Source organism: Vibrio sp. 5S239 (genome assembly GCF_041439575.1).
Taxonomy (GTDB): domain Bacteria; phylum Pseudomonadota; class Gammaproteobacteria; order Enterobacterales; family Vibrionaceae; genus Vibrio; species Vibrio kanaloae.
The window spans coordinates 75237-91015 of record NZ_JBGOOM010000018.1; the positions used below are offsets into that span (position 1 = coordinate 75237).

Sequence of the window (15779 nt, forward strand, 5' to 3'; positions counted from 1 at the left end):
TATTATTATTTACGATGACATAATCCTAGCCAATCCAACACATAGTAGATTATTTAGAGGAATGTATGAGTACGTTAGAAAGAGTATTTCACTCAGTATTATTTGAAGTTTTGGCTGTAACGCTTTCAATTATAGGCTTAGCGATATTTACCGATCATGATGTGAATGCCTTATCAGGAACCATGATAGTTGTTGCCACCATCGCGATGATTTGGAACTACTGTTTTAACCGCATTTTTGATCGCTACTTTACGGGTGAAAAATCCAAGCGTTCGCTTAAATTACGTGTTTTTCATGTCATGTTGTTCGAAGCTGGTCTGCTGGTCGCGACTATTCCAGTGATGGCTTACTTGCTTAACGTGGGGATATGGCAGGCATTTTTGATGGACATCGGCGTTACTGTCTTTATTACCATTTATGCGTTTGTATTTAACCTGACTTATGACCATGTTCGAGCATTTTGGGTGCAACGAACTGAATTGGCCCTTCGGTGAAATCTAGGTGTGACGCCTAAGGGTATGTTTTCTATATGTAACTCATTAAGTTTCCGAAATACCATGGTTAATAATGGTATGATCGAAGGTCCAGCACTATGAGTTATAAAGAATAGGAAAGAGAATGACTAACCTTACACATCATCAAGAAGATGCAATGGCTACGTTTAAGGAAAACCTACACCTTCCAAATGGTGGTTTTCATAAACTGATTATTGAGCTAAGTAAGGAATATCAGCTGCCTTTTCAAAAGGTGCGTGCCGTTTTAAAGAAGGCTCAAAAAGACGTTGAACGTCAAATCCGTGAAGATTTTTCGAGTATTGATGATACGGTACTTAGCCAAGCGAATTGGTTGAGCATCATTAAGTCAAAGCTTATCGAACTGGCGAAAGATAACCAAACGGTGATGGATAAGCTGCAACTCAATCTGAAATATCAAAAAGTGTTGTCGGCAACCAATGGTTCAATTGCAAGTGAAGACGAGCGCGATGAATTGATTGAAGAGTTGATTCAAGCTTATGAAAAAGAGGTGTTCAAGCCTTTACTGGCGATGCTGCATACAACAAAGCTGTATTGGAAACTGATGCTGGTGGATGAGACATGTAAGATGAATGAGGTGAATCGTGAGAAGTTCAGTGATTACCCTCAACACATGCAAGCTGCAGAACACTTATATAAACTTGATCAAAAGTTAAGGTCGATGCCGTTAACGCAATGATAATGACGCATTGATGATTCAAGGTTCAATATAAGCGACTTTCAATGAAAGCACGATAACCTAGCTAGCGTGAGCCGCGTGTGAAATGCAAAAGGGCTAGGTTTCTAATTTTCTTTGTTCTGCTAGAGCGACTTGAGGGTCACATTTTGGGACTAAATATGTAATCTTTGGGAAATGCTATAGGAGTGTGAAATGTCCTAGTGTGTTTCCGTTGCCCGAAACTATTGTTCCGACGCTGTCCTGTTCATTAAACTCAAAGTCTATGAGATAACTGTTGTGTTGTAGCTTTGGCAATATGTGGCGGTGGAGTATATCGCTATTAAGTTGTCGAATCTCTGTGATCCATGACAGTTCTTCTTTTAGTAAGTCTATTTTAATTGTGAGCATTTATTACCTTTTAGTTTATTGACTGTTTTATCGCGTGATAATTGATACCAATGTGTTTGTCGTGTTGTTCTGCGTGACATAACTGTGCCTTGTGTTTATTACATTTATATTTAAGTAGTTGAACTATTTTTAATTTGCTAGAAAAAAAGCAAATAACGAATAGAACGGTAGTGGGATCGAATTTGAAAGCTATTGAATGACTATCTAGGTGAAAGCTGACGCAGAGATGGTGTAACGAGGGAATCGAGAACTGTCTATGAGGAACTTGAACTGAATTTAGCATTAACAGCTCTTTAAATCAGAGCCAGAGGACGCACTATACGCCTAGTTTTTTTAATTACAACTTTATTTTCAATTAAACCTAAAATAATCAGTACACAGAATTCCATTTATAGGGAGGTTGATGAACATAATGATGGCTGATGATTGGTTTCAAAATATGAAAGGTTTGATGCTTCACTGATTTATTTTTTAATACGATATGGTTGTTTTTGCAACGAGAATGACTGTCGTTAATGGTGCAAGTTGCTAACCGAGATAACCAGATATGAATATCCACTTTTACGCATTTGAATACAAAAGTTGTTGTGCTGCGCACTTGATGCGAATATAATTGATAACTATTATCACTTGCGTTGCTGGTTTGTTACTCATTCAATAACAAACTTTACGTTATCGTTATTTAGCTGTTGTTTACGCATCAGATTACTTATGAATCATGTGACTTTCATAAGTGAGTCGCGGTTTGTATCAACAACACAGGAAGACACATGAAAAAAATAATCAATTCAGTTCGCCAATTATTGAGCGGGCTTGCTGTTGCGTTATCATTCACGATGGTCGTTCAAGCGGAAACCGTCACCATTGAGCATGTAAAAGGTACAGCGCAGTTTACTGCAGTACCACAGCGAGTGGTGGTTCTAGGCCACGGTAGCTTAGATGTGCTTGATCAAATCGGTGTGCAGCCAGTTGGCGCGCCTCATAGCTTGCTGCCTGATTACCTAGCTTCGTACAAAGATACGACGGCAAATACAGGCTCATTAAGCGAACCTGATTTTGAAGCTATCTACATGTTGAAACCTGACATCATCATCGCGGAAAACCGCATGCTTAAGGTTTACGACAAACTGGCACAAATTGCTCCGACCATCATGTTCTCTATTGAAGGTGACAAGTACTGGGCTGATGCTCAGCAAAATTGGCGCGCACTAGGCGACATCTTTGGTAAGCAAGCTGAAGTCGAAGCGATCATTAAAGAGACTCAAGCTTCTATCACAGCAGTAAACGACAAAGTAGCGTCTGACGAAACTTCAGCAATGATGTTGATGAACAACGGTAATAATATTGCGATGTTCAACAAAGGCAGCCGGTTCTCTATCATTTTTGATGACTTTGGTTTCGTTGAATCAAAGAGTGCGGTAGTGGCCCCAATTAAAGGGAGTCACGGTAACTTAATCTCATTCGAATACATTGCTGATGCAAAACCCGAAGTGCTTTACGTTCTCGATCGTGAAAAAGCGATTGGTAAGTCAGAGGGGCGTGCACAACAGCTATTCAATAATCCATTAGTAGCCGCAACACCAGCAGCGCAAAAGGGCAATATTGTTTACCTCGATTCAAGTGCTTGGTATCTGGCGGGTGGCGGTGTAACTGCGATTCACAGAATGCTTGGTGACATTGAACGTACCATTCAATAGTAACCAATAGTTCGATTCTTGGGCTTATAAGAGCGTTCTTATAAGCCCTTTTTCACTTTCCATACGGGCTACCCGAGACCTACCTTTAGTGTTATTTCTATGTTGAAACCCATTGCAGCTGCTGTATTTCTTGTTGTGTTATGTGTGGCGTCATTGATGGTTGGGGTTGCTGAAATCAATTTTAGTGATTTCTTAAATGGCAACCAACACGCCAATTCTATTTATATTGTTAGTCGGATCCCTAGACTGTTCGCGATTGTGCTTGCCGGAGCGGGTTTGAGTGTCTCTGGCTTGATCATGCAGCAGATCGTGCAAAATAAGTTCGCCTCGCCGTCCACGATGGGTACGATTGACTGTGCCATGTTGGGGTATATCGTTGGTATACTGATGCTGGGTAACGCCGCGCAATGGAGCTACTTAGGCTTCACCTTCGCGTTTGCAGTTTTCGGTACCTTGTTATTAGTTCGTTTCTTACAACATCTTAAGTTTAAGAATGCGGTTTTGGTGCCATTAATTGGTATTATGTATGGTAACGTTGTCTCGTCTCTAACGACATTTATCGCCTACAAGTATGACTTGGTGCAAACCATGTCGGCATGGACAATGGCGAATTTTGCGAGTGTGTTACAAGGCAGCTATGAAACTCTGTACCTCGCGGTTCCTGCTTGTGTGTTGGCTTATTACTTCGCCAGCCAATTTAGTGCGGCGAGTATTGGCGAGAGCTTTGCAAAAAACATCGGTCTGAATTATCAGAAGATTGTTTTTATCGGTGTTTCTCTAGTCGCGATCTGTGCTTCTTCTGTGGTGATGATCGTCGGTGTTATTCCATTCCTTGGTCTAATCGTTCCTAACATTGTGTCTTTAATGATGGGCGATAACATGAAGAAAATTTTACCTTGGACGGCTTATTGGGGCGTGATCTTGGTGTTAGCTTGCGACTTGTTAGCTCGAGTCATCATCTTCCCTTATGAGATTCCAATCTCGATGGTAATCAGCATCTTTGGTGGCTTGATTTTTATCTACCTAATCATGAGAGACAAGTCGAATGCGTGATTCAGTAAAAATTGCGATTCTGGCCATCGCGTCTTTGTGTATGGCGGCAGTCTTTGTGGGGCAGGGACTTACGTGGGATAACTATGAGTTTTTCTTGTCTCTGCGACTACCTAAAGTGCTGTCGATTGTGTTGGCGGCTGTGGCGATCTCGGCGTCGTCACTGGTTTTCCAAACCATCACTAATAATCGAATTTTAACACCTTCAATTTTGGGTTTTGACAGTTTATACATGCTGGTTCAAACGTCTCTTTTGTTTGTGTTCGGTGGTACCAGTTTTTGGGTAATTGACGTTATCGCTAACTTTTCACTGTCTGTGGCGGTGATGATCTTGTTCTCATTTTTGTTGTTTCATTTCTATTTCAAGAGTAAACGAAACAACGTATTTACACTGTTGCTGATTGGTATTGTGTGTGGCAGCGTATTCTCGAGCCTTTCCAATTTCTTAACTATGTTGATTGATCCAAACGAATTTGCAGTGCTGCAGAATGTGATGTTCGCAAGCTTCAACAACGTAAAAGGTGAGTTGGTTTACCTTAGTATTATTCCATTGGGGTTGAGCGTGTTTGGCCTGTGGCTTCTGGCTCCCAAGCTCGATGTGCTTTGGCTTGGGGTCGATAATGCGACAAGTTTAGGTGTGAACACTAAGCGACTTACCCAAATTACGTTAATCATTGTTTCCATTATGGTGGCGATATCCACTGCTTTAGTCGGGCCTGTGCTTTTCTTTGGCTTGATCACCGTGAGTTTGGCTCGTCAGATGTTCAGCTCTTATCAACACCGCGTGCTTATCATCGCCAGCAGTTTGTTAGCAGTGGTGCTGTTGGTGTCTGGGCAATGGTTTATTGAAAAAGTGATGGCGTTTGAAACCACGGTGAGTGTGATTATTAACTTGGTTGGCGGTTTATATTTTATGTTTTTGTTGTTACGCACCAGAATTCATTAAAGGTAGTAAGTAGTGATTAAATTAACAGGTTTGAGTAAGAAGTATGGCAAATCACTCGTGGTGGATGATGCCAGTGCTATGTTCCCAAAAGGCGAAGTGACTTCTATTATTGGCCCAAATGGTGCGGGGAAAAGTACATTGCTTTCAATGGCGAGTCGCTTAACTGAAAGTGACGCTGGTGAGGTGATTATTGGTGACAAGTTACTGGCTGAATGGGATACCAAAGAGCTGGCAAAGCACCTTGCTGTCCTAAGACAGTCAAACAACATCAACATGCGATTTACGATTCGTGAGTTGGTCTGTTTTGGTCGTTTCCCTCACTCCCAAGGTCGCTTAAAAGCAGAAGATAATAAAATTGTTGATACTGCGTTAGAGCACCTCGGTATTACTGATATTCAAAACAAATATCTAGATGAGTTGAGTGGCGGTCAGCGTCAAATGGCGTTTATTGCAATGGTTGTGGCGCAAGATACCGACTATGTGTTCTTGGATGAGCCACTCAACAATCTTGATATTAAGCACTCGGTAGAAATCATGCAGACGCTTCGTCGTTTAGCGCATGAGTTTAATAAAGCGGTAGTGATCGTGATTCACGATATCAACTTTGCTTCTTGTTACTCAGATAACATTGTTGCAATGAAAAAAGGCCAAGTGGTTAAGTCGGGTAAGGTCTCTGAAGTGGTTGAAAAGTCAGTAATGGAATCGATCTACGAGATACCGTTTGAGATTCGTGAGTTCGATGGCGTTCGCATCTGTATGTATTACTCAGGTCGATAACCTTGCTGTATCCAACCATGAAAATTGATATCACTTAAAGAACCTAGCCTTTACTTTTATGATTACCCCTCGTAACTCTTAGCATTAAAGGCTTTCGGTCAATCTACGAAACGAACGAATGACAGACACTGTGTTTGATCAACTCAATCACAGTGTTGTATCTGTGTGGTAGCTTTCTGTTTCGCTTCTGAATCAAATATAAGGTTTCTTCAACTTCTACTTTTGGAGGAACTACATACAACTTATCGCGTTCTGGAAAATGTTCCACAGCGCCCGCTGGTAAAACCGTAAACCCAAGCCCTTTTGATATAGGTAGCAAGATCTGGTGAAGCTGATTGATGTAGCCAGATCTTGGTATCTCATTAACGTTGATGTTCGCTAAGTCTTTATCTCCGCACAGGTCGAAATACAAAGACAAATAGTGTGCAGAATCTGGATGGGCAATCAGGCCTATGTCATGAAGTACTTGCGGCGTTATCTCTAAATCAGCAAGACTGTGATGGACGATAAGACACAAGGCTTCTTTGCCAATGACTTGGCTTTGGTAATAACTGTCGTTGGGCGAGTGTCTAACGATGCCGATGTCAGTCGTGCCTTGGAGTAAATCATTTAATATCTTTTGGTTTGGCGCAGCTTCTAGATGAATGCCTAATTCTCGATGTTGTTGCTGCAATTCAAGAAGCTTTGGATAAAGGCGCAGAGATAAAGAGCCAGAGCACGAAAGGTTACATTGTCCTGAATACGGGTTGTCAAAACTCAGAGACTCAAAAAGGTCTTCTTGGTCTTTCTCTAGTTTAAGCGCATAACGATACATAATCCGGCCTTGTTCGGTCAGTTCGAAGCTCTTATTTTCTCTCGATAACAAGTCACAGTGACAAGCTTGCTCAAGCTTTTTGATGTGTTGGCTAACGCCAGGCTGCGTCATATACAGCTTTTCTGCGGTTTGGGTGAAATGACCAACTTCAACCAGAGTTTTAAATGTATTGAGCCAAAGTGGATTAATCATACTCACCTTTTATTCCATAATAACAAAAAATTATTATTATCTTTAATTATGATAATTTCAAATCTAGCGTCTAAACTAGCGTCAATCAAAACTAAAGTGATAGGGAATTTCTGAGAATCAGCGGTTAGGTGACTTCGTGGAGTATCTTATGAGTAACAAAGTGTTGCGACTTTGTTGGATTTTTGGTCTATTGATCAACTGTGCTCATATTTAGGAACGAAGATGAATAGAAATGTTTGGCTGCTCTCACTGTGTCAGGCCTTATTGATGACAGGTAACATATTACTGATTTCGGTGATTGGCTTGATAGGCAAACAGATTGCGCCTAGTGTCAGCATGATTACTTTGCCGGTTGCGCTGCAGTTTTTGGGTTTAATGGCTGCCACTATTCCAGCGTCTTTAATTTCAGGAAAGTTAGGACGAAAACGAGGCTTTAGTATTGGTAATGTAGTCGGTATTACCGGAGCAAGCCTCGCAACTTATGCGTTATCTCAGCAACATTTCTATTTGTTTTGCCTCGCCACATTTTTACTTGGAGTTGGGATCGGTTTTGGTACGCTTTATCGCTTCGCTGCAATTGAAGTGTGTGACGAAAATGCACGCCATCGTGCGATTTCAATATCAATGGCTGGTGGCGTTCTCGCCGCTGTATTGGGGCCTAACTTAGCGATCATGTCTCAGCAATGGTCAGCAGATGGTTTGTATATCGGTGCTTTTGCGTCGTTGATCGGCCTAAACATATTAGCTTTAGCGTTGTTACAAACAATTCAGTTTCCCAAAGTCTCTTTTAATAGCCAAGCACCAAAAGCCGATCCCCTCAGTGTGATCATTAAAGCGCCGAACTTTATTGGTGCCGTGTTTGCTGCGATGGTTGCTTATGCCGTAATGAATATTTTGATGACCGCAACACCATTGGCGATGATCGGCTGTGGCTTTGACTTTACTAAGGCCGCTGGTGTGATTGAGTGGCACGTGTTGGGTATGTTTGTGCCGGCATTCTTTACGGGTTCCCTTATCGAGAAGTTTGGATCACGTATGATGATCCTTGTTGGTGGTGTTCTATTTGTGGTGAGTATTGCCATCAATATCCATGGTGTATCGATTTGGCACTTTAGGGCGGCTTTGGTTGTGCTTGGCGTGGGTTGGAACTTTATGTTCATCGCCGCAACGGGTTTGTTTAGCCAATCTTATGAGTCGCAGAACAAAGCCAAGGCTCAAGCATTTAACGAGTTTGTTGTATTTGGTTGTGTCACTGTCACCGCGCTATTATCCGGCTGGTTAGAATCGACCGTGGGCTGGCAAAACCTAAATATTTACGTACTCCCGTTCGTGTTAGCGGTGATTATGATGTTTGCGTTTAGTGCTCGAAAATCTCACATTCATAAACAATCTGTGTAAGAGGGGGGGGGCGGGTTGTTGGCTAGAAAGTCTTTCACCTTGACGCCGCTTTTCTGCCTCGCATGTAAACAAAAGGTTCATAGCGGCTTTCTGCGGAAAGCCGTGATGAACCTTAAGTAATCATAAATAAACCTTAGATAATAATGGATAAGTCTTAGGTAATAACGATTTATAAATCGACTACGATTGTTTTTGTTACTGTGGCGCCTTGGTCATCGATTATCTTTAGCGTTACTTCATGCTTTCCGTATGAAGGGAAGATAGAAGTGAAGGTGCGACCTCGTTTTACTTTTCCATTTGGAAGTGTCCATTCGGTATCAACAATACGACCATCGCTGTCTGAACTTGTAGACCACATGGTTACCCAGCGTCCCAAGTGGATGTACTTCGCACTTGCTTCCGGTAGGGCGTTCGGAGATTCAACACTCACTACAGAACTGAACGAATCAGTGGCGCCTTTGTCGTCGATAACAGTCAAGCTCACCGTGTAATCACCGGCTTGCTCGTAAGACCAAGTTGGTGCCATTTCGTTGCTTGTTGCACCGTTACCAAAGTCCCATAGGTAACTGGAGATCTCACCGTCTTGATCAGAGCTGGAGTTATGTGCAGAAACGTTCAGGCCAGTAACATTGAGCTCGAAGCTCGCAGTAGGGGTGACGTTGTGTTGGCTTACTTTAGATAAGCGCACCACACCGTATTCGTTGTTGTCACTTTGATTCACAATATCGACTGCTAAACCAAATTCAGTCAAGATACGTCCTGAATCAGGTGCTTGTGGAGACGAATAATCTTGGTCGTCAGAGAAGCTAGCATTGCCAAGCAAACTGGTATCTTCAAGTACATCATTGTCACTGTTCACAAGACGCATTGGAGTATGATCTTTGAGAGAAAACGCAGCATCACGAACTTGGTAACGAGTTTGAGCGACTTTACCGGATTTCTCCCAAGTCATGGCGTTCTGGTCTGCATCAACCACACCTAACCAACCTTCGCCTGGGTGCTTACCTACCCAGTTATCAGTTAGCGACTCGTCTACGTACCAAATGATCAAGCCCGGATCGAATGAGATCAGTTGACCCATACGTTTAATGTTGGCTAGACCTTCATCAACATCCATGTGGCTGCGCCATTGCAGCAGGTAGTAGTGTTGTGCTTGGAGGAATCCATTACTCAGCTTGTAGCCATTAAGAGCGAAGGTTGAGTTGCTTTCAGCATCGTCTATTGATGTCACTTCACCATCCACGACTACACTGAGGTTATCCAGATAGAAGCCTTCCATTGCCAAGCCACCATCGGTGATGTACTCAAACGAAAGCTCTACTTCTTGGCCTGCCCATTGTGAAACATCGAATTCAGCATCAATCCAACCGCCAGACTCGCCGCCAATAGCAGGTACGAGACCTGTATTGTATGGGTCGTCCATTGAGGTAATATTACCTGCGATGGCTTGTCCATTAATGAGTACGCGCGCAAAGTCGTAATCTTTTTCAATCTCATACCAAGTTTTGAACGAAAGCAGAGCAGAATCACCAGCTGGAATCACCAACTTGCGAGTCATGCTGTTTTTCAGGTCATCACCTTTTTGAGAGTGGAACGAATACTCACCAGCAAACGGTTTTAAACCTTCGATCTGTTTTTCTGGAAGATCCACTTTAATCATGTTCGGACGGCTGTTATCCGTCGTTTGGAACAGCGTATAAACTTGTGGGTTGTCTTCAAGGTCATCAATCGAGATTTGATCATCGTTAATCCAACGACCACCAATAGATTTTTGAAGGAAGTGCTTTGCCCAAGAACTGAATGCCGTTGGTTGTGTGCCACCAATTTTGCCAGCCCAGCTACCCGAAGACATGATTGACCAATAAGAGACAGGTTCACCCTTGCCTGTGTATTGAGTGTCGTATTCGTCTGGTAGACCCAAATCGTGGCCATATTCATGGGCACAAACACCAGCTGCCGCATCAATCGGTTGAATAGTGTAATCAAATGCCGCGTATTGGCCACCAAAGCGGTCAGGAAGCGAGCTAGAGGTACCTTCAAGCACATGTGTACGACCAAGGTTGAATCGGTGAGACCAAATCGCATCAGGACCTAATACGCCACCACCGGCTTCTTCGCCAACAGATGCGTGAAATACCATCAGGTGATCAATCACGCCATCGGGTTCACGGAAGTTTCCGTCACCGTCGTAATCGTAGCGATCTTCGATATCGTAATCGGCTAGGTTGATACTAGGATCCTGAGCCAGTTGATTCAGCGCTTCGCGAACCAATTCTTGTGCGTTGAGATCGTTGTCGGTCGTCGGGGAGTTACCACCATAGAAAGATGCAGGTTTCGAGGCGCGATACCAACCTGCGGCTTGACCTGCAACGCTGTAACTATCACCTGATTCGCTTTGGTAATACTGACGCATAGAGATTAGGTTTTCGCCATTTGGCCCTGTGTAGCCAGAATTTGAAAACAGCAATTCTTGATAATGCTCAGGGTTGTAGCTCTCGTACAACATCTGAGTGTGTTCTTCGGTCAGCTTGTTGTCATCCCAGTTCAAATCAGGGAAGTCGACCAGTAGAGCGAGCACCTTGTCTGTACGCTTGGTGTCGACTTCTAAAGCAAAGACGCTTGCTTTGTTAACGCCAGATCCTTTTTCTATGGCTTTGAGTATTTTTGCTCGTTGCTCAAGCGCTTTTTTGCCGAATTGTGCATCGCCCTTAAAACCGGAATTGATCTTATTTTTCAAGTAACGGTCAAGCGCATCCTGCTTTGCCACATCGGTTGTATCTTGGTCGACTAAGCCTTGTCTAATTAGCATTTCAATGAGTTTGTCTTCATTAACAACACCTAAATCAATCGGTGTTTTAGCATAACTGCTGACGCTAAACAGAGTAAGCATTGCTGAGGCCAACAATGTTTTTCTCATTATCTTCATTACATTTCCTTTTTTGTATTTCCATGTCGATATCAGAATCAACTTGCCTTATTCGGAACGGTTGTCCGAGTTTGGCTTAATACACTCTTTTGGTGTTTTAGGTATCTGACGTTTATTAGTTGATTTGTTTTTATTAACTAACTTGTTGGTATCCGCTACCTCATTTATATTGCCTGTTTCTTGTCTTTTTTTTGAATCAAACTGACGGCTTTTCATTTGCTTCGCGTTGAGATAGATACGTAAAGCTTCATGATTGTCCTCGTAGGTTAAGCCAGGACAAATAACACCTCGTTCAATCAATGACTTAAGCAACAGTTCATCATTCTCAATGGTGGAAGCCTGTGACAGTGAGGAAAAAAGTAGAACGATTAAAGCCATTGTTTTGTGTGACATTTTATATCAAGCCATCAGTTTTGATTATGTAACAAAATATATTTATAAAATTAGCCGATCAAACAGATAATCATTACAAGTTATTATTCGTTCCGATTTCAACATTAATAGTTAATATCAAATAGTGACTGTTATTTATTTTATTGTCAGTTATTTAGTGGGGTTGGATGCATTAATAGTTGATAGTTTTAATTTTTAATAATAGTGCCGAAGAGATAAATATTATTCTGGAGAGCGCTTTGTGCAAGGTTTGGTATTATAATTGTTCGATCAAGTTTTTTATTGTCGATGTTTAAAAAATGCATGTAATAATTGAGTGTTTAATAAATACCTAGGTTGAAAATTATTTCTCCTCAAATATCAATAATTAGGGTATTGAGAGTGATTTTTAGTGTTTCAATGACGTGAAATATTAACAATAGCGGAGGTGATAGGAGCCCCAATTCGTAAAAAAGAGCCCGTATTTGAGCTCTTTTTCTATTATTTTCGTTGGTGATTTACTTATGATTGAGAGACATCTCGATAAAAGTAACGCTCGCAAGTACTTGGATTTATGCGCTTAATGATGTTGGATATTAAAGCGATAACCAGCACTGAGAATACTAACCTTCCCCAAAATATGGTGTAGAAGTCGGCTCCAATAAGCATGATCAACAACGTGTCTTCAATCAAACTGTGGAGCATGTTGAGCAGCATGATTGCGGTGAATACATCCCTCGCGGAGATATGTCCCTTTTTAGCTTCATTGATCAATAAGCCGCCGCCAAACGAAAGACCAAGCGTGATTCCGATGATCGTTAGGTTGGTTGCATCCTTGCTGATTCCTAGCAGCCTCAAGAATGGTCTTAACAATATTGCCATGAGCTTTTCAATGCCGAGAATCTTTAAAACTTTGAGTAGCAGTAATAGAGCTGAAATCACCATGAAGATAACGGCAAAGCTCTTGAGCTGTTCAATAGCCCAACCCAAATAGCTTGTGTCTCCTGATACTTCCGGCTGCCAAAGCACCGTTGCTGGGTAGTTGAGCAAATCTCCGTATTGATAGCTAAGGTTGAGTAGCCATGCCAACACTAAGCTACCACCGACTCGTACCGACAGCGTAGCCAGCCAGTTCACGCCTGCCTTTTTGGCTATTGCTCCCTCAATCGGCAGTGAGTGGGCGAGAAGCATCATGCTGCCTAAAACTGAGGCTTGAGCAACCGTTAATGGAGCATCGGAATTGATCAAAATAATCAGCCCCGCATAGATGTTAGTGAGTATGGTGGTTGCCCATACTAAGCCCATCTCTTTCGGTAAGCCGACGCTTTCCATTATTGGGCTCAGCCATTCGCTAAGAATCACGATGCCGCCAAGTTCTTCAACGACCTTTATCAGGATGATAATTGGAATCATGATTCGGAAAAGAGTCGAGGTGACATCGAAAATCTCTCTAAGGAGTTCTTTAAAAAATTGATAGGTTGATTTCATAGTTACGACCATGGTTCGATTGTTTGGTATGAGAAGATCTTATCGTGATTGTTGTGATTTAGATTTCTAAATTGACCTTTAAAGTTGCGATAGATTTTTTAATTATCGTAGTATTAAAAATTATAAGTCAAAAATGTATTGGTTTAAGAAATTATGGTGATTGACCGTATAGATAGAAGCATTCTGGTTGAACTACAAAAGAACAACCGAATCCCTAATCAGACATTGGCTGAGCTGGTTGGGTTATCACCGCCTGCTTGCTTAAAGCGAGTGAAACGGCTGAGAGAAGAGGGCGTGATTGTTGGTGATGTGTCCATCATTAATCCAGAACTGACAGGCAGTAAGATGACTTTGGTCGTATCTGTGGAAATGGAGCGTGACCGAGGGGATATTTACCAAATCTTTCGCCACTCTATTTCAAAGGCAGAAGAGGTCACGCAGTGCTATCAGATATCAGGCAGCTTTGATTTCATGTTGATTGTGACGGTCAAAGACATTCAAGCCTACGAAGGCTTTGTGGAGCGAGTACTACGCAAAGATCTGAATATTCGTAAATTCCATACCTCTGTCTCAATGAAAACCGTGAAATTTACCACTGCAGTAAACTTAGATGAGTCATGACTGTTAGCTTGAGAAGATATGTGAAGCTATTAGCTTTGTGAGGTACTTAGCTAATATTTGTATAAATAGTAGGCATTTACACAAAATGTGACGTTCACATTTTGTCATAACTTTAATAATTGTATATATTCCTCGCCTAAAATAATAATTAACCTAAGTTAATATAATGACTGTCAGCTCATCTACTCAATCTCGTGAAACACTTCTCAGCGAAAACGAACAACTTGTCTCTACCACTGACTTAAAAGGCGTGATTACGTACAGTAATGATGCTTTTTGTCGCATCGCGGAATACAGCCAACAAGAATTGCTAGGGCAACACCACAATATCGTAAGGCATAACGATATGCCGAAAGCCGCCTTTGCTGATATGTGGGTTAACCTAAAGCAAGGTAAAGCTTGGCGTGGTATCGTAAAAAACAAAACTAAATCCGGTGGGTTTTATTGGGTCGATGCTTACGTAACTCCAATTTACGACAATGGTAAGGTGAGTGGCTACCAGTCTGTTCGTGTTAAGCCCAAGAATGAATGGATACAAGTTGCAGACAAGGCTTATCAAAGCCTGTTGAAGGCTGAAAAGTCGGGTCGTCAATGGTCATTAAAGATCAGTGACAGTGTTCGTTACGCGGTTTTGTTAGGCTCTTTGACTGCGCCTCTGATTTCAAATCTCATTGAAGTAGGGCAAGTATCCCAATGGCTTCTTAGCTTGCTGCCTGTTTCAGCATTAGCGTTGCTTTTCCGACAAGAGCTGATAGATACTCCACTGCAGTTGAAAAAGCTGCAATCGAAATTCGATAGTGTCAGTCGCCTTGTCTATTCAGGTAATAGTCAGTTCTCTGTTGCCGATTTTCACTTGAAACTATTGTCTGCAAGAATTCGCACCGTATTAGGTCGTATGACAGACTCTGCCAAGCCGTTACAAGATTTGGCTGACAACTTGAATGCCACGTCATTTGAAGTATCAGAAGCTTTAGATCAACAAACAAAAGACATTCTTCAAGTACGAGAGGCGACAGAAGAGGTTGAAGTCACCGCCAATGAGGTCTCTTCTCGCACTGAAGAAGCGCATCAGATTGTTGATGTGACTTTGCAAACCTGTGCTGGTGCTAAAGAGAGTATTAATCAAACTCATCAAAACTTAGAGAGCCTAGCTTCTCAGGCTGAAAAGGCGACTCAAACGACTTACCAACTGAGCGATCAAGCGCAGAGCGTAAGCAAGATAATGGAAGAGATTGGTGGAATCGCCGAACAAACCAACTTGTTGGCCCTGAACGCTGCGATTGAAGCGGCGAGAGCGGGCGAGAAAGGACGAGGCTTTGCTGTCGTTGCCGACGAAGTGCGCGCGTTGTCGGGCCGAACCTCAAAGGCTACGGTTCAGATCAAAGAGAGTATCGATACCATGCTAACGACGATTGAAGGGTGGCAAAAAGATATTCTGGCGAACCGAGAGCAAACGGACGCGTGTGGTGATGTTGCGAAGGTGAGTGCAGAGCGCTTGTCGGAAGTCGAAAACCTAATGCAATCCATGAATGAACTCATGCAGTCTGTTGAAAATTCTGCACATAAACAACGTGAGCTGTCGAGTGAGGTCAATCTACACATGCAGTCTATCGCCTCGACAGCAGAGCAAAACTTGGTTGCCACGCATTCAGTGAAAGACCACTCCACAGAGCTAAAAGAACAAGTCAATGAGTTCTACCAACTGGCGAAGCGTTTCGAAGATAAATAGCCTTTAGATTGAAACCCGAATGAGAAATCAGTGACAAAAAAAGCCCCGCATTTTCATGCGGGGCTTTCTGTATGCATCAACCCATTTAAGGGTGAGACAATGTATTCAAGATTAAGCTAGCAGCTCTTTCGCTGTGTTTACTACGTTTTCAGTAGTGAAACCGAACATCT

14 protein-coding genes are annotated in these 15779 nt (G+C 42.3%); 9 read left to right on the top strand and 5 right to left on the bottom strand.

Annotated elements, in window-relative coordinates:
- The first annotated feature begins 65 nt into the window (after window positions 1-65).
- Together ACED48_RS14420 and ACED48_RS14425 are read left to right on the top strand one after the other, a co-directional pair.
- Window positions 66-494, top strand: a complete 429-nt coding sequence (locus tag ACED48_RS14420) for a PACE efflux transporter (RefSeq protein ID WP_017058097.1) — start codon at window positions 66-68, stop codon at window positions 492-494.
- A gap of 124 nt (window positions 495-618) precedes the next feature.
- Window positions 619-1212 (top strand): hypothetical protein, encoded by a 594-nt coding sequence (locus tag ACED48_RS14425; RefSeq protein WP_017058098.1) that lies wholly within the window; start codon window positions 619-621, stop codon window positions 1210-1212.
- A 177-nt stretch (window positions 1213-1389) separates the two neighbouring features.
- On the opposite strand, the gene ACED48_RS14430 is transcribed toward ACED48_RS14425, so the two are convergent.
- Window positions 1390-1599 carry a hypothetical protein gene (locus ACED48_RS14430; protein WP_017058099.1) on the bottom strand — a complete coding sequence of 70 codons (210 nt, stop codon included), beginning with the start codon at window positions 1597-1599 and terminating at the stop codon, window positions 1390-1392.
- Between the two features lie 770 nt (window positions 1600-2369).
- Between ACED48_RS14430 and ACED48_RS14435 the strand changes: the two genes are divergently transcribed.
- The 4 genes from ACED48_RS14435 (at window position 2370) to ACED48_RS14450 (ending at window position 6069) form a co-directional block, all read left to right on the top strand.
- Window positions 2370-3296, top strand: coding sequence for a siderophore ABC transporter substrate-binding protein (locus ACED48_RS14435; protein ID WP_017058100.1), 927 nt, complete (start codon window positions 2370-2372; stop codon window positions 3294-3296).
- A gap of 99 nt (window positions 3297-3395) precedes the next feature.
- Complete coding sequence (locus ACED48_RS14440; protein ID WP_017058101.1) at window positions 3396-4349, top strand: ABC transporter permease; 954 nt, start codon at window positions 3396-3398, stop codon at window positions 4347-4349.
- Window positions 4342-5292, top strand: a complete 951-nt coding sequence (locus tag ACED48_RS14445; RefSeq protein ID WP_017058102.1) for an iron chelate uptake ABC transporter family permease subunit — start codon at window positions 4342-4344, stop codon at window positions 5290-5292. The genes ACED48_RS14440 and ACED48_RS14445 overlap by 8 nt, the downstream gene beginning before the upstream one ends.
- Before the next feature lie 12 nt (window positions 5293-5304).
- On the top strand, window positions 5305-6069 hold the full coding sequence (locus ACED48_RS14450) for an ABC transporter ATP-binding protein (RefSeq protein WP_017058103.1): 765 nt from the start codon (window positions 5305-5307) through the stop codon (window positions 6067-6069).
- 103 nt (window positions 6070-6172) lie between these two features.
- Here ACED48_RS14450 and ACED48_RS14455 read toward each other — a convergent pair whose 3' ends face one another.
- Window positions 6173-7075: a LysR family transcriptional regulator gene (locus tag ACED48_RS14455; RefSeq protein ID WP_017058104.1), complete on the bottom strand. Its 903-nt coding sequence runs from the start codon at window positions 7073-7075 to the stop codon at window positions 6173-6175.
- 222 nt (window positions 7076-7297) lie between these two features.
- On the opposite strand from ACED48_RS14455, the gene ACED48_RS14460 reads away from it, so the two are divergent.
- The gene (locus ACED48_RS14460; RefSeq protein ID WP_017058105.1) at window positions 7298-8473 is read left to right on the top strand and encodes an MFS transporter; all 1176 of its coding nucleotides are present in this window, start codon (window positions 7298-7300) and stop codon (window positions 8471-8473) included.
- A gap of 169 nt (window positions 8474-8642) precedes the next feature.
- Here ACED48_RS14460 and ACED48_RS14465 read toward each other — a convergent pair whose 3' ends face one another.
- From ACED48_RS14465 to ACED48_RS14475, 3 genes are all read right to left on the bottom strand, one after another.
- Complete coding sequence (locus ACED48_RS14465; protein ID WP_017058106.1) at window positions 8643-11399, bottom strand: immune inhibitor A domain-containing protein; 2757 nt, start codon at window positions 11397-11399, stop codon at window positions 8643-8645.
- A 48-nt stretch (window positions 11400-11447) separates the two neighbouring features.
- Window positions 11448-11792 (bottom strand): hypothetical protein, encoded by a 345-nt coding sequence (locus ACED48_RS14470; protein WP_017058107.1) that lies wholly within the window; start codon window positions 11790-11792, stop codon window positions 11448-11450.
- A gap of 501 nt (window positions 11793-12293) precedes the next feature.
- A complete protein-coding gene (locus ACED48_RS14475) occupies window positions 12294-13259 on the bottom strand; it encodes a hypothetical protein (RefSeq protein WP_017058108.1) in 966 nt (321 codons plus the stop codon).
- Window positions 13260-13412: 153 nt separating this feature from the next.
- Here ACED48_RS14475 and ACED48_RS14480 point away from each other — a divergent pair, with 153 nt between their 5' ends.
- Both ACED48_RS14480 and ACED48_RS14485 read left to right on the top strand, forming a co-directional pair.
- Entirely contained in the window at window positions 13413-13880 is a 468-nt protein-coding gene (locus ACED48_RS14480) for an Lrp/AsnC family transcriptional regulator (protein ID WP_017058109.1), read from the top strand.
- Between the two features lie 166 nt (window positions 13881-14046).
- Window positions 14047-15609 (top strand): PAS domain-containing methyl-accepting chemotaxis protein, encoded by a 1563-nt coding sequence (locus ACED48_RS14485; RefSeq protein WP_017058110.1) that lies wholly within the window; start codon window positions 14047-14049, stop codon window positions 15607-15609.
- Window positions 15610-15779: the final 170 nt, after the last annotated feature.